20 protein-coding genes, 2 tRNA genes and 1 pseudogene are annotated in these 15,282 nt (G+C 42.0%); 8 read left to right on the top strand and 15 right to left on the bottom strand.

The features are described 5' to 3' along the window. Positions 1-142 precede the first annotated feature (142 nt). Together ACP14Y_RS02760 and ACP14Y_RS02755 are read left to right on the top strand one after the other, a co-directional pair. Positions 143-229, top strand: a tRNA-Ser gene (locus ACP14Y_RS02760). A 32-nt stretch (positions 230-261) separates the two neighbouring features. Beyond that, positions 262-335 (top strand) — tRNA-Arg (locus ACP14Y_RS02755). A gap of 338 nt (positions 336-673) precedes the next feature. Here the strand turns inward: ACP14Y_RS02755 and ACP14Y_RS02750 are convergent. Continuing rightward, entirely contained in the window at positions 674-1,132 is a 459-nt protein-coding gene (locus ACP14Y_RS02750) for a RidA family protein (protein WP_424961444.1), read from the bottom strand. A gap of 65 nt (positions 1,133-1,197) precedes the next feature. Between ACP14Y_RS02750 and ACP14Y_RS02745 the strand changes: the two genes are divergently transcribed. Beyond that, positions 1,198-1,548 (top strand): 5-carboxymethyl-2-hydroxymuconate Delta-isomerase, encoded by a 351-nt coding sequence (locus tag ACP14Y_RS02745; RefSeq protein ID WP_424961443.1) that lies wholly within the window; start codon positions 1,198-1,200, stop codon positions 1,546-1,548. Here ACP14Y_RS02745 and ACP14Y_RS02740 read toward each other — a convergent pair whose 3' ends face one another. The 14 genes and pseudogenes from ACP14Y_RS02740 to ACP14Y_RS02675 all read right to left on the bottom strand — a co-directional run bounded on the left by ACP14Y_RS02740 (position 1,549) and on the right by ACP14Y_RS02675 (position 11,875). Continuing rightward, positions 1,549-2,634, bottom strand: coding sequence for an adenylate/guanylate cyclase domain-containing protein (locus ACP14Y_RS02740; protein WP_424961442.1), 1,086 nt, complete (start codon positions 2,632-2,634; stop codon positions 1,549-1,551). 57 nt (positions 2,635-2,691) lie between these two features. Continuing rightward, positions 2,692-3,474: an isocitrate lyase/PEP mutase family protein gene (locus ACP14Y_RS02735; RefSeq protein ID WP_424961441.1), complete on the bottom strand. Its 783-nt coding sequence runs from the start codon at positions 3,472-3,474 to the stop codon at positions 2,692-2,694. 70 nt (positions 3,475-3,544) lie between these two features. Then, complete coding sequence (locus tag ACP14Y_RS02730) at positions 3,545-4,684, bottom strand: serine hydrolase domain-containing protein (RefSeq protein WP_424961440.1); 1,140 nt, start codon at positions 4,682-4,684, stop codon at positions 3,545-3,547. A 142-nt stretch (positions 4,685-4,826) separates the two neighbouring features. Next, positions 4,827-5,720 (bottom strand): helix-turn-helix domain-containing protein, encoded by an 894-nt coding sequence (locus tag ACP14Y_RS02725; RefSeq protein ID WP_424961439.1) that lies wholly within the window; start codon positions 5,718-5,720, stop codon positions 4,827-4,829. Positions 5,721-5,724: 4 nt separating this feature from the next. Continuing rightward, the gene (locus tag ACP14Y_RS02720; RefSeq protein WP_424961438.1) at positions 5,725-6,147 is read right to left on the bottom strand and encodes a DUF1348 family protein; all 423 of its coding nucleotides are present in this window, start codon (positions 6,145-6,147) and stop codon (positions 5,725-5,727) included. Positions 6,148-6,221: 74 nt separating this feature from the next. Continuing rightward, entirely contained in the window at positions 6,222-6,680 is a 459-nt protein-coding gene (locus ACP14Y_RS02715) for a YHS domain-containing (seleno)protein (RefSeq protein ID WP_424961437.1), read from the bottom strand. A gap of 31 nt (positions 6,681-6,711) precedes the next feature. Further along, complete coding sequence (locus ACP14Y_RS02710; protein ID WP_424961436.1) at positions 6,712-7,266, bottom strand: carboxymuconolactone decarboxylase family protein; 555 nt, start codon at positions 7,264-7,266, stop codon at positions 6,712-6,714. Between the two features lie 79 nt (positions 7,267-7,345). Beyond that, a pseudogene (locus tag ACP14Y_RS02705) lies at positions 7,346-8,041 on the bottom strand (DUF4386 domain-containing protein). 10 nt (positions 8,042-8,051) lie between these two features. Beyond that, a complete protein-coding gene (locus tag ACP14Y_RS02700; RefSeq protein ID WP_424961435.1) occupies positions 8,052-8,684 on the bottom strand; it encodes an NAD(P)H-dependent oxidoreductase in 633 nt (210 codons plus the stop codon). A 6-nt stretch (positions 8,685-8,690) separates the two neighbouring features. Next, positions 8,691-9,419 (bottom strand): GNAT family N-acetyltransferase, encoded by a 729-nt coding sequence (locus ACP14Y_RS02695; RefSeq protein ID WP_424961434.1) that lies wholly within the window; start codon positions 9,417-9,419, stop codon positions 8,691-8,693. Position 9,420: 1 nt separating this feature from the next. Then, positions 9,421-9,867 (bottom strand): DMT family transporter, encoded by a 447-nt coding sequence (locus ACP14Y_RS02690; RefSeq protein ID WP_424961433.1) that lies wholly within the window; start codon positions 9,865-9,867, stop codon positions 9,421-9,423. A gap of 67 nt (positions 9,868-9,934) precedes the next feature. Then, positions 9,935-10,231: a DUF1330 domain-containing protein gene (locus ACP14Y_RS02685; protein ID WP_424961432.1), complete on the bottom strand. Its 297-nt coding sequence runs from the start codon at positions 10,229-10,231 to the stop codon at positions 9,935-9,937. 27 nt (positions 10,232-10,258) lie between these two features. Next, on the bottom strand, positions 10,259-11,227 hold the full coding sequence (locus tag ACP14Y_RS02680; RefSeq protein WP_424961431.1) for a cyclase family protein: 969 nt from the start codon (positions 11,225-11,227) through the stop codon (positions 10,259-10,261). A 60-nt stretch (positions 11,228-11,287) separates the two neighbouring features. Next, the gene (locus ACP14Y_RS02675; RefSeq protein ID WP_424961430.1) at positions 11,288-11,875 is read right to left on the bottom strand and encodes a Crp/Fnr family transcriptional regulator; all 588 of its coding nucleotides are present in this window, start codon (positions 11,873-11,875) and stop codon (positions 11,288-11,290) included. 140 nt (positions 11,876-12,015) lie between these two features. Between ACP14Y_RS02675 and ACP14Y_RS02670 the strand changes: the two genes are divergently transcribed. From ACP14Y_RS02670 to ACP14Y_RS02650, 5 genes are read left to right on the top strand one after another with little or no spacing between them, the layout of a single operon-like run. Continuing rightward, a complete protein-coding gene (locus tag ACP14Y_RS02670) occupies positions 12,016-12,618 on the top strand; it encodes a Crp/Fnr family transcriptional regulator (protein WP_424961429.1) in 603 nt (200 codons plus the stop codon). Positions 12,619-12,671: 53 nt separating this feature from the next. Next, complete coding sequence (locus ACP14Y_RS02665; protein ID WP_424961428.1) at positions 12,672-13,325, top strand: hypothetical protein; 654 nt, start codon at positions 12,672-12,674, stop codon at positions 13,323-13,325. A 12-nt stretch (positions 13,326-13,337) separates the two neighbouring features. Next, positions 13,338-13,793 (top strand): DoxX family protein, encoded by a 456-nt coding sequence (locus tag ACP14Y_RS02660; protein ID WP_424961427.1) that lies wholly within the window; start codon positions 13,338-13,340, stop codon positions 13,791-13,793. 4 nt (positions 13,794-13,797) lie between these two features. Next, complete coding sequence (locus ACP14Y_RS02655) at positions 13,798-14,346, top strand: NADPH-dependent FMN reductase (protein ID WP_424961426.1); 549 nt, start codon at positions 13,798-13,800, stop codon at positions 14,344-14,346. Positions 14,347-14,365: 19 nt separating this feature from the next. Beyond that, positions 14,366-15,184 (top strand): pirin family protein, encoded by an 819-nt coding sequence (locus tag ACP14Y_RS02650; RefSeq protein WP_424961425.1) that lies wholly within the window; start codon positions 14,366-14,368, stop codon positions 15,182-15,184. Positions 15,185-15,282 lie beyond the last annotated feature (98 nt).

Here is a 15,282-nt window from a genome sequence, read left to right as displayed (position 1 = left end):
TAAAGAATTGAGTCAACGAAATGGATTTTTGACGGTAACTTTTATATTTGCACTCCTTTTTAGGATGTACCCGATAAACGGGTCTTTTTTTAAGAAGGTTTTGGCTTGAAAGTAGAGTCAATTTTTTTAAGCTAAATGCCACGGAGAGGTGGGTGAGTGGCTGAAACCACATGTTTGCTAAACATGCGTGCGAGAAATCGTACCGGGGGTTCGAATCCCCCTCTCTCCGCAACAAAATGCTGCGATAGTAGCAAACAAATTGGTTGCGTAGCTCAACTGGATAGAGCAGCTGCCTTCTAAGCAGCAGGTTCGGGGTTCGAGTCCCTGCGCAATCACAAAAGCCCTGACAGAGATGTTGGGGTTTTTTGTTTTAAAGGATCATGAAATAATCCTCCTCTCTCCGCAACAAAAAGCTGCGATCTCAGCGACTGAAGGTTCACTAGCTCTCCCGATGATTATCGGGAGGATAGAGCAGCTGCTAATTCCATTACGGCTTCTAAGCAGCAGGTTCGGGTCGGATCGACGTTTCGATTCGAGTCCCCGCGCAATCACTTAAAACCCGCAATAGCGGGTTTTTTTTGCTATTAATATGGACGGGAAGCCTGTCCCGCACTTGATGCGGGAAGTCCCTGCGCAATCACATCAAAACCCGCCATTGGCTGGTTTTTATGCTTTAACCCTTCAATGTGAAGCTGGCTGTAAGCCCAACGCAGAAATTACGAGGCAACCGGTCTACTCCAAAGATCGCTCGTGAGTGTTGCCCTTTTTCTTCCAGGACATTCACAAAAAGGTCAGACGCTCCATTTACAACCACTGGAGCATTATCCCATTCTGCAATTGATTGATAATAGGCATCAAAATGATTGAGCCCTTCAATAGCATCAAAGCCAATTTTGGAGTCGATTTGTGCAATTACGTTCAAAGCGCATAGCTCCATAGCCTTCATCCCGTCATCATCAGAAATAGATGCTCCGAACTTACCCTGATATAAGAATTTTCCATTTAGAATGGGAAACTGAATAGCTACATAGGCAATAACTCCTCGTTTGTTAACTGAAACATAGTTTCCTCCTGGAGAAGACACTTCTGGTAGAGAATGTCCAAATGATTTTACTCTATCGGATATATTCATACTGTTTAATTGTAAGTTTTTGAACTCTTATTGAGATTATGAAGGTTGATACATAAACGAAGAAAATGCCACACTTTATCATTCATGCAAACACGAAAGCGATCCAATCTGTTGATGCGCAAACTATTCTAACGGCCGTCCATAAACAAGCTGTTTCCAGTGAGCTTTTTGATGAAAATGACATCAAGGTTCGTTTGGTTCCATTTGAGAAATCATTGGTGGCGGGAAAACCAGATAATGACTTTGTTCATGTCTTTGCTTATATCATGGGAGGGAGATCCACAGCTCAAAAAAGAAAATTGTCTGAATCGATTGTGAAAAATCTCAATGAGTTACTAAAGGATGTGGAGAACATTGCGATGAATGTATATGATTTTGAACCCGAGACATACTTCAATAGAAAAATGATTGGCTGACTAAACAATTTCAACTGCCAAAATCTTTGTGGGTTGAGATTTACCCTTTAGGGTGATTGAACCAAGGTCTGTTGTAACAATTTCATGTGGAAGTTGATCCCCAAGCTCCTTTGAAATAATCAATGATACGTCATGTTCGTTGCACAGTGCCTGTATCCGCGCGGTAGTGTTTAGCACATCTCCGGTAAATATAATTTCCTTTTTCAGTGCACCAATTTCTCCTGTTGTCACTTCACCCACATGCATGCCAGCCTTGAATTCCGGTGAGATTCCATAGTTTTCTTCGAATCGACTCTCCATAAGAGTCAGGCTTTCCTTTATGCCCTGAAAGCAGCGTACACAATTGTTGTCTTTAAGTCCTTGGTCTTTTTTCCATGAAATCACAACCTCATCTCCAATGTATTGGTACACTTCACCCAAGTGATTAATTATGGGATCGGTCATAGCATCGTAATACATCTGCAGAAAGTCGAAGTATCTAATGTGTCCCAACTTTTCAGCGATAGTAGTAGAATTCTTCATGTCTAGAAACATGAATATGCGTTCCTCTACTCTAGGCCGATGATATCTACCAGTAAAAAAATTGAACATCACCTGATGTCCCAGGTTCTCACTGATTGCTGCATATAGGAGACTCAAAATCAGGTGAAAGGAAAGCTGAAACATGGTATTGACAAAGACCAGGCTTTGAAAGTAAAGAATGGTCTTTTCCCAAACTATCTGATCTGTCAAACTAGCTCCAAGATCAAGTGCAGATGCTATTGGAAACAGGATGACCTGAAGGATCAGCATTAATGCCAGATAAAGCATGAATTTGTAGCCGACCTTTCTGGCAAAGCTGTAATGACGGAAGCGTTTTTCGAGAACCACTAATTCAATTAATCCAACAAGTAGACCTACTGAAGTAATGGCCAGGTTGGCAAAAATGAAAACAGGAAGCGTTATGGTGACAGCTGTGTCAGGATTTAGGTTTTGATTGCCGGTCGCTACCGTTTCTGCCAATAATAATACCCATCCGGTTATTAGCCAGATGACTCCAAAAGGGATGATGCGACTAATATTCCGTTTTTGTTTTGGGCTAAGCACTTAAATGTCGAGGTATTTAGAACTCCATTAGGAAGAAACTAAATTAATGGATTCAAACTAATCAGTTTGATCAAAAAGCTGTCGAAAACTTCCAGCAGCAGTCATCAAATGGATTTTGTCTTTCAATTCCTGATAGATAAAATCATGAAGGAAATTCCTCGTGCTGATTCGCTTTACACCCAAATTTCCAAGGGTATCGAAATCGGGAAGATTGGGGATACTCATTACATTCAGTGGTAGGGACGTATGTTGGACTACCTTCTTAATATCGTTTTCGTTGGTAATGCATGGTAAAAAAATCCCATTAATGAAATTTTCATAATGATCAATCCTTCTTATCGATTCTTCAACGGGATTGGGAACATTGAGCAGAAACGTATCAATTCTTAGGTTGATAAAGATATCAATGCCTTCCCTTTTCAAGCCATGGTGAATAGCTTCAATTTTTTTTGTAAAGACATTGGGGTCAACGAGTTTTCTTGAACCATTTCCAACAATGGAGTCCTCAATGTTTATCCCGACAACACCAAGTTCATTTAGCTTTTTAATATTCTCAATTACTTTAATAGAATCATCCCCATACCCAGCCTCCAAATCTACAGATAACGGAAGTTGGCATGCTTGCGAGATACGCTGAATAACAAGAAGGTATTCCTGAAATGGCATATTTTCTCCATCTTCATACCCTAACATGGCGGCAATTGCTGCACTGGATGTTCCAATAGCTTTGAAACCCATCTTTTCCATAAGTCTCGAGCTTGTGGCATCCCAGGTGTTTCCCAATAAAAGTGGTGTGCTTTGATTGTGTAGGTTTAAAAAATCGAGGTACTTCTTTCTCATAATGTTTTTTTTGACAAAGAAGCTCTGATATCAATTAGACTACAACCGAAAACTTAACAACCATTTTTTCTCATTTAAATGTCGACTTCATAATCATCCGAACCAGTCCAAGGTAGCTACCAAAGAAGCGTTGTAACTGAGCTTCGTTGGTGGAGTTAATCTGCATGGTGAAGACCTCCCCGGTATCTAGGTGATAGAAGCCTGCCGTATTGTAACCAGGAAAGAAACCTGAATGTCCGATGAACGTGCCCAACCCAGGGAATTCATACTTTATAACTCCAAGTCCGTATTGGCCACCAATTTCCGCAGCATCTGCATAGTTGAAAAAGTCATCTTTAAGCTTTTCCATATTAAAAGCTTCACCTTCATAGATGCTTTTGAGCAGGCGAGCATAATCTGCATTCTTATAGGCATATCCTCCCCCAGTCCACTCAAATTGCATGTTGTTTTGTGCGGTACCATTTACAAGAAAGGGAGCTTTAAAACCGAGAGCGTAATCAGACCCCTCGGTGTAGTAGCCCTGTGCCATATTAGGAATCGTGGTGGTATTGGTGGGAGAGAAGGAATTGATGCCGAGTGGCTTCAATACACGGCTTTCTGCCTCTTTATAAAATGTATTACCGGTTACCTGCTCAATGATCATACCAACGAGGATGTAGTTGGTATCGGCATATGTAAAACCTTCACCTGCCGCGAAAGGAGGCTCATCATCCAATACATAACTAATAAGTTCTTTCGGTTTCCAGATACGAGAAGGATTGGCGGCTAAATCAGTCAGAAACACCTCTTTGAATTCATATCTAATAATGCCTGAAGTATGTTGAAGCAAGTTTCTAATGGTAATATCCTCTGCATTAGCCATGCGAGAATACCAGTCATTGCTTCCCAGGTATTTTGAGACCTTATCATCCAGGGATATCTTACGTTCGCTGACGAGTTGCATAATGACCGCAGATACGACCGTCTTGCCGGTACTGCCCCCATGAAGCTTGTGATTAATGGTCATGGGCACATCATTTTCCTTATCAGCCATGCCACTGGCAAAAGCATGTACCTCACCTTCTGGATCAATGTAGGTAAAAACCACGCCGGGATAGTCTGCTGCTTTCTGAATACTATCCAGTGCGGCTTGTATTTCCTGATCAGATTGCCCGAATGCGATATGAAATATGCAGACGAATGTGATGAAGAGTGAGTAGTCCTTTTTCATTTCAATTTTTGATTATATACAAAAATTGCACTACTAGATTTGCTTAAGCAAGTGAGAAATGGATGGGTGGTTAGAAAAGTATATAAAATCAATATTTCTGAGATCAGAAATAAGCTCTCATCACTTTGGTCTGTTTGACGTGTTATGCTGAGGCTCTATTGAATCCCACGGTCTCTCGATACATTTGTGGTGAAACATCCGCATGATTTTTGAAAAAGCGGCTGAAGTAGTATTCATCACTGTATCCAAGCTCACTCGCAATCATCTTGACCTGTTTGTCTGTGAGATATAACTCTCTTTTTGCCTCAATGATGATTCTGGCTGAAATAAGATCAGAAACCGTTTTATTGAAGTGTTTTTTAGTTGCTTTGGCCAATGCTTTTGGTGAAATATTGAGCATGTCTGCATAATCGCTTGCTGAATGCTTCGAGCGAAAGTGCTTTTCGATGTGTTGTTTCAGGTTTTGAAGAATGTATGGCTCAGAATCAATTGAAGAAGATATTTCAATACTTTCTGGCTGCTGCTGAACCTTTTTTCGCGAAGCAGCAATCAAAAAGATTTTAAGGTAAGAGACCAGCACCTCCTGCTGGGCCAGGTAACCATGCATCATCTCATCTTTCATTTGCTTAAGTAGTGACTGAAATTGTTTTGATACGTTATTATCCAGCTTCAGCACAGGCGAATCGTATATATTATTGAAGAGTACTCCATTACAAGCTACCGATTCGTGATGCTTATGTATACAGAAGAAATCGGGATGGAAATTTAGAGAGATACCCTGAACATGACCTTTAGCTGAGAGCATGAAAGGCTGGTAAGGAGTAAAGGCTAACAATGAATCAGGAGCCCATTGATACTCAGAAAAATCAGCTTTTACCTGACCTGAACCTTCTCTAATCCAAATTAGTGAATAGTAGTTAACTCGCTGAATATGGTCAAATCGGCTTAGGTCATCGAAAGTGAAGAGTTTCAAAGCAAGGTTCCCGTTTTGCTTATCTACCAGCGTCAGGTTTTCGTCATTGTTCAGGATGTCCATTGTGTTAAATTAATCTTCTTTCTGATTCATTTATTGATAGGTCATTGATACTTGCAAACCGCTTTTGCATCAGGCCGTTTTCATCAAATTCCCATAGTTCATTGCCATAGGCGCGATACCATTGATTATTTGAGTCTCGGTACTCATACTCAAACCGAACAGCCATTCGGTTTTCTCTAAAACCCCAAAGTTCCTTTTTTAATTTATAATCCAACTCTTTTTCCCATTTACGCTTAAGGAAAGCCTTTACTTCCTCTCGCCCATTTAGAAACTCACTTCGGTTACGCCACTCAGTGTCAATGGTATAGGCTAGACATATTTTTTCAGGATCCCGGGTGTTCCAGGCATCTTCAGCCATTTGTACTTTTAGTTTGGCAGTCTCCTCGTCAAAAGGTGGAAGAGGAGGCTTGATTTCTAGTTGACTCATAGTTGTATGATTTAGAATAAAACAAATGAGTTGCAGAAACCTGAAGGTTTTGCAACTCACTTGCCTACATTGTATTATTTGGTTTTAACAGAAGGCCATTTTGCATGAGCTGCTGCTTTTAACTTTGAGGTCTCAGCATTCCAAAGAGGGGCTGTATTGAAAGCCTCACCACCGAAATCCCCGTTGAAAAACAAATACAATTTCCCATCGATAACATCAAATGTCTCCGGGTTGATAGGGAACTTTGAATCCTTTGCTGCAACTCCCCATGCGCAATAGCCATCAAATTGAGGCAAGTACATGGTTGGGTTTTTCTTGAATGCATCCCTGTTTTTTGCATTGACAAACTGATAAGTGGCATCTTCGTATGTTGCAGTATATCTCGTGCTTCCCTTTTCTGCATTATTTGAAAAGTAAGCCACTACGTCATATCCTCCGATCGCAAGACCGTTTTCATCAACAGGTTGAACCTGAGCATGAGCAATAGTTATGCTGCCGATTAAAACAGCAATGATTAAAATGAAATTTTTCATGATTCTAGATTTTTGATGTTAGAAATTACATTCAGACTACAGCCGTGTTGTAGGCTTTCACTTCCGGAAAGTCAATTTCCGTATTGGCTGTATTGTTTATGTAGTTGGTGAAAATGTTGAGTGCTACATGAGCAACAATCTCGGCAACTTCACCTTCTGTGTACCCTGCATTTCTAATTCCTGCCACGTCTTCAGTACTAACCTGACCCTTCTTTTCTACCAGCGTTTTAGCAAATAATAAGGCCGCTTTGATTTTCTCATCGGCATGGTTTGCTTCTCTCGCTTCAGTCAAACTTTCGGGACTCATTCCCACCAGCTTTTCACCAATAAAAGAGTGAGCAGAAAGGCAGTAATTGCACGCATTTGTTTCTGCTACTGTCATTGCGATTAGCTCACCCAGCTTAGCACCAAGAGCTCCTTTTCCAAGGGATGCGCTGAGACCCAAATATCCATCCAATACGGCGGATGAGTTTCCCATTGTTCGCATCATGTTAGGAACCATTCCCAGCTTGGCATGAATGCCTTCAAATAGTTCTTTTGTTTTGCCAGAAGCTGCTTCCGGCGCAAGTGCATTTAATCGTGTCATAATTATTGAATTTTAATTTGACACAAATTTCAATGCCCCGCAGGAGTCTTAAAATGGATATTTAACGCAACCAGATGGACTATTTTCCTTGCATTGACTTCACACCCCTAATCAGTAAATAAAACGTAAGAGAAACTTCACCAATCGCAGCAGAGAAGCCAACAATGTTCGCCAGCAAGCCTTCATTTCCAGGCACCATGATATTACCAAAGGTCTCAATGAGATATCCAAAAGCTGCTAATACCATCAGGATACCGAAAATGCTTGGAAACAGATTGGATTGATAGAGTAGGACGCCAAGCAACAAGCAATGAATTCCGAAGAACGCACCTGCCAGCAAATAGCCATAATTATGTGCCTGCAAAAAGAGCATCGTCCAGGTTTCCTACTGTTCTATTCCCAATGCCGAAAGATACCCACCTGAAGTTGCTGTTTCGATGGCCATATAATGATTCAGCAGATTCAAGCTGGCAATGGCAGGGTGCGCCAGAAGCCGAAACGTGGCAGCAATGATAGCCAGTGTTTTATTTACTCCTTTCAGTAGTTGATACAGAAGAATAGCAATTACTGCATCAAGCAAAAAGGCAATGAGATCAGATGCCAGGCCTAGTCTGAACAAACCTTCTGATGCTACAATGTTAGCCAAAGTGGTTTCCGGTTCACCGGGTACAAATAAGGTGCCCCGCACATAGCCCTGGCTGAATCCGGCACAGATAATGACCAACAGGTACAGGATACCTGTTAGTCGAGCTGTTTTTTTATTGTCAGTTTCCATCACAATTAAATTAAGCTAATTCAAAAAGTTCATCCATTGGCTTCCTTACTTTCTTACGCTTTTGCGTTTGATCCTTTTCAGAACGATATCCTATGGGAGCAATGACCGAAGCATTGAGTCCAAGCTCGTCCAGTCCGAGAATGCGATTGTATGCCTGTTTATCAAATCCCTCCATTGGACAGGCATCTATCTGCCGATCGGCACAAGCTATGATGAGGTTATTCAGTGCCAGATACGTTTGCTTTTCTGACCAGCTCTTACGTTCCATGGGTTCCATTCCAGCGATACTCGACTTTATAAACTCTCCGTATTGTTTTAATCCTTTAACATCTACATTCTTTTGCGCATCAATAATCAGCTGAATGTAGTCATCCACATGCTGATCGTGATTTACGGTGTAATTACAAAATATAAATAGGTGGGAAGCATCTGTGATCTGAGCCTGATCCCACGAAGCTTTTCTTAGTTCTTTTCTGATTTCCGGGTTTTCTATGATTAATACTTTGTACATCTGTAACCCATAGGAAGAGACCGAGAGCCGGATTGCTTCCTTTAGAAAGTCTATATCTTTCCATGATACCTTCCTTGAAGGGTCAAAGACTTTCGTGGCATAGCGCCAGTTTAGTTTGTCTAATAAATTCATAGTCCTTTAGTTTTTGTGTTTAATAAATGTTTTAATGATGAAGTCTTCCCTAAACCCGGTTTTGAGATACAGGCCCTTGCCCATTTCCGAAGCTTGCAGGGTGGCATGCGTAGCACCTTTTACTCTGGCGATATTCAGCATATGAATGAGTAATTCTTGTGCATATCCCTTTCTACGCTGCGTGGGTATGACGCCCATGGAATGAATGCCAGCAATACGTGGTTGATCCAAGAAGAGGACCGCCGTTCCTACAGGAACGCCATTGTGCTTTCCAATGAAATATTCAATGAAATCTGCGGTTTTTATCACAGTCTCCACACTTATTTCATAGCCAAAAGATTCTTCAAATAGCTTAGACCAGGTTTCAGCCAAAGACTTACTTGTCACCTTCTGAAGCACTACCTGTCCTACATGGTCGGGTGCGTCCTCCAGATCCATAGACATGGCCACTTGGATGAGCTTCTCTTCAAACCCACTCATCTTCAGTATCAATTCACTTCTTTGAATGTCCTTTCCCCATATAGGAAGTGATAGTTCATTCAGGTTCCATTTGAGAAGTATATCATGAAGTGTCTGCATGTCCAATGATTTGGTGAACCACAGTTTGTTCGGCCATTCACCACTTTCAGAAATGGTTAATTGATAGCCTGGTTCTTCAATATATTGTCCGGCCAGCTGGCCTGCTGCCTCCCAAAGAGCAGTCAGATTATTAGTGTTCGCTTGTATTAAATTCATGTTATGATTTGATTAAAATGACACCCGAGATCATCACGATCAATCCTGCAATCTTCTTCAAGGTCATGGGCTCGAGTGGCATATTGAACCATCCAAAATGCCCGGCTATAGCAGCGAAGATGAGTTGTCCGGCCAGGCCAAAGCTGACCGCTGTAGAGATGCCTATTTTTGGAATGATGTAATAGAACAATGTCACAGCAAGAAAACTCAGTAGCCCTCCTGTAACCCACATATAAATAGGGATGACGCGTAGTTGATGCATACTCGGAAACTGCCGAACGGTGATCAGCACTGCGATAAGCGTGAAACTTGCCCCTATGGTCAATGCTGTGGAAGTGGCCAGCAGGGAATTGTTTAGTAGAATACCCAGGCGGGCATTTACACCGCCCTGGATAACTACCATGATTCCTACCGAAAAGGAGAGAAGTAGCAAAGTTGGATTATTCATTGTCTTATTGTTTTGATGTTGATTTGAATAGCGAATGGCCTCAAGGAAACCATTCGCTTTATAGCTATCAGGCAGGAAGTCCTTCCATGATCACTCCGGTAGACGTGGTAGCTGACAGGCGAAGTGCCTTCAGACCTTTGTACTCGTCCGAGTCGTACCAGTTTTCCGCCATTTCAAAACTTGGAAACTGAATCATGACCAGGTAACTGGGTGTTACTGATCCCTCAACCACTCGTGTTCTACCACCCAGTACCACGTACTTTCCCTGGTGTTTTTTGACCACATCAGCGACTTGGCTTTTGTAGGTTTCTAAATCCTCCGGACTGGTTACTGTGAGGTTGTCAAATAATATGTAAGCTGACATATGTTTGTTGTTTAATTTTTTTCAGAATTATTTGGATATAGGTAGTGCAATCGGACGCATTGGAGAACCGCTTGCACCTTTCAGTTTCAGAGAAGCTGCGATGAAGGCAAACTCGTATACCTCATCATTTGCAAGTTCCTCCAGGTACATCTGCTCAATGAACATCACACCTTTTTCAGCCAGCAAGTAGGTGTGTACGGGTACCCAGTTATCTGCTCGTTCTGGTGGGAAAGCTTCAAAACTGAGATTGTCTGCTCCCAGGAGCATGATTTCCTGATCTTCGATGAGCCACTTTACTGCATCAATGCTGATACCCGGATAGTTGTCGAGATAGTGATTGGCATCCTGATAAAACTCAGCCTGACCTGTGCGGATAACGACAACATCGCCAGGCTCCAACCCAATTCGCTGTTTTTTAAGTGCATCCTGAAGGTCATTGGCGGTAATCCGATAGTTGTTGGGAAGTGTCCCTTTAGATGCTTTCACGTCTATCATTACCCCACGTGCAATGATGGGAGGGATGGTTTCTGCACCGGTCTTTTTCCAGCCCTTGTCACCCAGGTGCTCTTCAGGTGTGAATCCATTCCAGATTTTTCCATTCAGCCCAAAATGGTTGAGGGCATCAATGTGTGTACCCATGTGCGTATACATGGAGATGGCATCTCCTGTGTAACTCACCTTGCGATTCATGGCTTCACCTAATCCATTGGGGTTATCCACGATTGTTCCATGTGGGGTATGCGTGAGCCAATACTGATAGCCGGGATCTCCTAATGCGTGGAAACTGGGCATGCCAACAAAGTAATCGACACTGAGATCGTAAGCTTTGCCCGAATTAATTTTTGAGAGTACGTGAAGCTGTGATGCCTCGGTCATTAAGTTCAGGGTGCCGATTTCATCTTCCGGTCCCCATGGACTTGTACCAACTACCTCATTGTGCTGTGCCTGGACAGCCACGGTGAGGAGTAATAACATAGAAAAGAGTGTTGCTTTCATAGCTTTTAACTTTTTGATTACAAAGTTTCAAGCCAGCGAAAGCGAAAACATTAAGGTATCTTAAGAAAGGCTCTGGGTGCTCATCTTTTTTCGGATAGCACTAAGGTGTTCCGGGGTTATACCCAGATAAGATGCGATCATATACTGTGGAATTTGCTGCTCCATGGCTCGATATCGATTGATGAATTGGGAGTAGCGCTGTTCGGCGGTCTCACTCATGGAGCGGATGGTGCGCTCTTGTAGGGCGACATACCCGTTTTGCGTTTTGATACGAAAGAAACGATCCATCATCGGAACCTCATCGTACAATTGGTTGAGTCTGTCACGGTGAATCTGAAACATCGTACTTTCGGTAATGGCCTGGATGAAAAAGGTTGCTGGTGTTTCAGTAAGAAAAGCGTAGAGGTCATTGATCCACCAGCCGGAAATGCCAAACTGTAGAATGTGCTCTTGTCCGTCTTCATCCACGGAATAAACCTTCATGCACCCATCCGCAACAAAACGCATATGATTTGAAGGATCTCCTTTTTGTAAGAGATGCTCTTTCTTCTTTAGATGTCGGGGCTTAAATGCATCGCTAACTAGCTCCACTTCTTCCTGAGAAAGAGGTACAAGCTCTTTGATGTTCTTTATGAGTGTGTCGTGCATGATAGATCAGTGAGGGTGAATTTACCGAATAACATTTTTTGAAAATAAAATCTTTAATTTAATCCTCACTTTCATTGAGTCCAACAGACCCATGGGAAGTGTTTTACTTTTTGAATTATTATCTCCTTTTTTTAATCTAAATGGAAGATCAGGCTGCCGAATCCCCATATGATTTAATACTTAAGAACGTCGCTCGCTTTATCGATCTTAATGATGAGGAGAAGAAGCTATATATCTCTCTCTTAAAGAAAGGGAGTGCTAAACGCAAGGAGTTCGTCATGCAACCAGGTGAGATCACCAAGTACGAATACTTTGTAACGAAAGGGTGCCTAAAGGTTTATTCACTGGATCGAAATGGGGTTGAACATGTATCGATGTTTGCAATTGAAGATTTCTGGACAGGAGATATGGCAAGCTTTATTGGACAGCAACCTTCCACCTATTTTATAAAAGCACTAGAAGACTCAGAGTTTTTAATGATTAATAAGGAAAACTTTGAACGTCTTTTCAAAGAAATCCCAAAGTTCGAGCGCTTCTACAGAAACCTATATCAACGCTCTTTGGTGAGTTATATAAAGAGGGCAAATCAAGGTATTTCGCTGACAGCTGAAGAACGATACGAGATATTTTTGTCCAAATATCCTCACATAGCCAACCGTATTACCCAGAAGGATTTGGCTGCATATTTGGGTATTACTCCGGAGTTTTTAAGCATGATTCGGAGCAAGATGAGCAAATCTTAGTTTTCTTAAACTACTTTATTTTTCCCGCAGACAGAAGGTGACTCTTTTGTCTCATGAATTATAAATACATCTTCGTTGTACTTGTTTTTATTGGCATTATCCATAAAAGTAGTGCCCAAATCACACAGCTGGAGTGGGCATCTGGACTTAAGAAGACAGACGTTACATCCTTCTCTTTAAGGCCACTTACACCAAATGCTGCCTTTTCGATTGGCACATTGGCCTTCTTCCAGAAATTTCATCAACAAGAAGATCAAATATTTGATGAAACAGGTGTCCATTCTACACTTTACTGGAATATCAATAGTGCCCTTTCGATTGGGCCCGGACTTTATTTCAATAGTGTGGCCGGCTTCTCGGAACGACTATCAATTCTCTACGCAATTCAGTCATCTCACTTTGTGTTAACCGCTATACCCACAGTATCTCATGCTGATGAAACGGGCTACATCAATGGCGAGCTGTTTTTTCAAATGCAGGTGACCCGACCTTTAAAACAGGAGTGGAAACTGCTCCTTAGCGCACAAATGCTTACCACCTGGGATAAGTTCTCCAGCCACGCCAGAAGCTTTCAACAATTAAGAGCTGGATTTGACAAACAAGCCACACAGTTTGGGCTGGCCATCGACCTTGATCAGTACGGTGATTCACCAATTACAAGAACATCACTCGGTGTATTCGTTCGAAAAATATTTCTAACCAAATAAATAAACATAGATATGATGATTGATAAATTTTTAAACACGGAAAGTAATTGGGGAGCGCTAATCGCTCGCCTTACACTTGGAATCGTTCTATTTCCCCACGGCGCACAAAAGATGTTGGGTTTGTTTGGTGGAAATGGATTGGAAGGAACAATGGATGCTTTTACAAATCAAATGGGTCTTCCATGGATCGTTGCTTTTGCAGTGATCATGATTGAGTTTTTTGGATCGATTTTCCTGATCCTGGGATTTTCCAGCAGGCTGTGGTCTCTGGCAATAGCCGGTCTATTCGTAGGAATCATTTTCACTAACCATTGGGAGCATGGATTTTTCATGAACTGGTTTGGGAATCAGGCTGGTGAGGGTTATGAATACGCACTTTTGGTTATTGGGATTGCCTTGGCAGTTTTAGTCAATGGTAGTGGTAAGTGCTCTATTGATTCTCAATTAGTAAAACTTCTAAACAGATAGGAAAATGAAAAAGATAATAGCACTTGGAGCAAGCAGTAGTAGTAAATCAATCAATAAAACGCTGGCCATGCATGTAGCCAGCAAGGTTGCTGACGCATCCATTACTATAATAAATCTCAACGATTATTTGCTACCCTTATACAGTGTTGATGCAGAGGAGAAATTCGGGATACCTGAAGGTGCATATCAATTCAGCAAGGTGATCGAATCTGCAGATGGATTGGTGATTTCTTTGGCAGAGCACAATGGGACATATACTGCTGTATTTAAAAACCTTATCGACTGGCTTACCAGAATTGATATGAAGGTATGGAAAGGGAAACCGATGTTGCTGATGGCAACTTCCCCAGGCAGCAGGGGCGGAGCGACCGTACTTGCTGCTGCTAAATCCTATTTTCCATTTATGGAAGGAGATATTGTGGCTGATTATTCACTGCCCTCATTTTATGACAATTTCTCCAATGCTGGGGTGGTAAATAGAGCTTTAGCAGCAGAACTAGACGAAAAACTAGCCCTTTTTGAAGATGCATTAGCAAAAGTAGAAATGGTTTAACCCTTAAAAATTCAATAACATGAAAAGAGCAATTAAATTTCGATCGAAGGGCCAGGGTCACCATGGTATGATCACCAACCTGGTAGGTCCGTCAGGAATAGGGAATGACATTAAGCCGTTTGTATTCCTGGATTATATACACGGGGTTCCTCCTGAGGGGGCAGGGTTTGGGTGGCACCCACATTCAGGTATAGCTACTTTCACCTATTACATAGATGGCGGGAGTGACCTGGAGGAAAGCACTGGAAATATGGTCTCATTCCGGGCAGGGGATATCGAGTATCTACAGGCCGGATCAGGGGCATGGCACAAAGGGATGCTCCTGAAAGATCAGCCTACACTGGGATTCCAGCTTTGGATTTCGCTACCGCCTGCACTAGAGACTGCAGACGCAAAGAGCATCTATTTGAAGCCAGATGAAATACGAAGTAATGATCGGTTCAATGTGCTTCTGGGCGAGTATGACGGGATCACTAGTAAAATTGATCCTCCTAATGACATGAATTACCTGGATGTGAGCCTTAAGCCAGGTGAGCAATGGACGTACACTCCTCGGGAGACGCATGATATACTATGGCTAGTGGTTTACAAAGGAAAGTTGAGTGGAGATCTGCTTTCTTCTGTTGGGGAGCTGATTGTATATGTGGAGGGGAATCAACCGGTTGAGTTTTCATCCGATCATGGAGCCAGCTTTCTATTAGGCTCGGCAAAGAAGTTTGAACATGATCTGGTATTCGGCAGGGGCTCTATACATACCTCAGAAGCTAATTTGAAAGTCAGCCAGCATATGATCAATACGATCTACAGTGAGCTGGTAAAGAAAGGGGTATTTAGCTGATGTGAATGCTGACTTTTTGAAAGTGCAATCAGTTTTATTCTTTGACCTGAAGTGTCAAGGTGTTTGGCATAACCGATCAAAGAAACCCCTCTTTTATT

Origin of the sequence: Ekhidna sp., from assembly GCF_965247405.1 — a bacterium.
In the GTDB taxonomy this organism is placed as follows: domain Bacteria; phylum Bacteroidota; class Bacteroidia; order Cytophagales; family Cyclobacteriaceae; genus Ekhidna.
This window is presented reverse-complemented; position numbering and strand designations above follow the sequence as displayed.

Coding starts and splice junctions, on each gene's coding strand:
- ACP14Y_RS02750 (WP_424961444.1), bottom strand. CDS start 1,132: ATGAATATATCCGATAGAGTAAAATCATTTGGACATTCTCTACCAGAA.
- ACP14Y_RS02745 (WP_424961443.1), top strand. CDS start 1,198: ATGCCACACTTTATCATTCATGCAAACACGAAAGCGATCCAATCTGTT.
- ACP14Y_RS02735 (WP_424961441.1), bottom strand. CDS start 3,474: ATGAGAAAGAAGTACCTCGATTTTTTAAACCTACACAATCAAAGCACA.
- ACP14Y_RS02730 (WP_424961440.1), bottom strand. CDS start 4,684: ATGAAAAAGGACTACTCACTCTTCATCACATTCGTCTGCATATTTCAT.
- ACP14Y_RS02725 (WP_424961439.1), bottom strand. CDS start 5,720: ATGGACATCCTGAACAATGACGAAAACCTGACGCTGGTAGATAAGCAA.
- ACP14Y_RS02720 (WP_424961438.1), bottom strand. CDS start 6,147: ATGAGTCAACTAGAAATCAAGCCTCCTCTTCCACCTTTTGACGAGGAG.
- ACP14Y_RS02715 (WP_424961437.1), bottom strand. CDS start 6,680: ATGAAAAATTTCATTTTAATCATTGCTGTTTTAATCGGCAGCATAACT.
- ACP14Y_RS02710 (WP_424961436.1), bottom strand. CDS start 7,266: ATGACACGATTAAATGCACTTGCGCCGGAAGCAGCTTCTGGCAAAACA.
- ACP14Y_RS02700 (WP_424961435.1), bottom strand. CDS start 8,684: ATGAATTTATTAGACAAACTAAACTGGCGCTATGCCACGAAAGTCTTT.
- ACP14Y_RS02695 (WP_424961434.1), bottom strand. CDS start 9,419: ATGAATTTAATACAAGCGAACACTAATAATCTGACTGCTCTTTGGGAG.
- ACP14Y_RS02690 (WP_424961433.1), bottom strand. CDS start 9,867: ATGAATAATCCAACTTTGCTACTTCTCTCCTTTTCGGTAGGAATCATG.
- ACP14Y_RS02685 (WP_424961432.1), bottom strand. CDS start 10,231: ATGTCAGCTTACATATTATTTGACAACCTCACAGTAACCAGTCCGGAG.
- ACP14Y_RS02680 (WP_424961431.1), bottom strand. CDS start 11,227: ATGAAAGCAACACTCTTTTCTATGTTATTACTCCTCACCGTGGCTGTC.
- ACP14Y_RS02675 (WP_424961430.1), bottom strand. CDS start 11,875: ATGCACGACACACTCATAAAGAACATCAAAGAGCTTGTACCTCTTTCT.
- ACP14Y_RS02670 (WP_424961429.1), top strand. CDS start 12,016: ATGGAAGATCAGGCTGCCGAATCCCCATATGATTTAATACTTAAGAAC.
- ACP14Y_RS02665 (WP_424961428.1), top strand. CDS start 12,672: ATGAATTATAAATACATCTTCGTTGTACTTGTTTTTATTGGCATTATC.
- ACP14Y_RS02660 (WP_424961427.1), top strand. CDS start 13,338: ATGATGATTGATAAATTTTTAAACACGGAAAGTAATTGGGGAGCGCTA.
- ACP14Y_RS02655 (WP_424961426.1), top strand. CDS start 13,798: ATGAAAAAGATAATAGCACTTGGAGCAAGCAGTAGTAGTAAATCAATC.
- ACP14Y_RS02650 (WP_424961425.1), top strand. CDS start 14,366: ATGAAAAGAGCAATTAAATTTCGATCGAAGGGCCAGGGTCACCATGGT.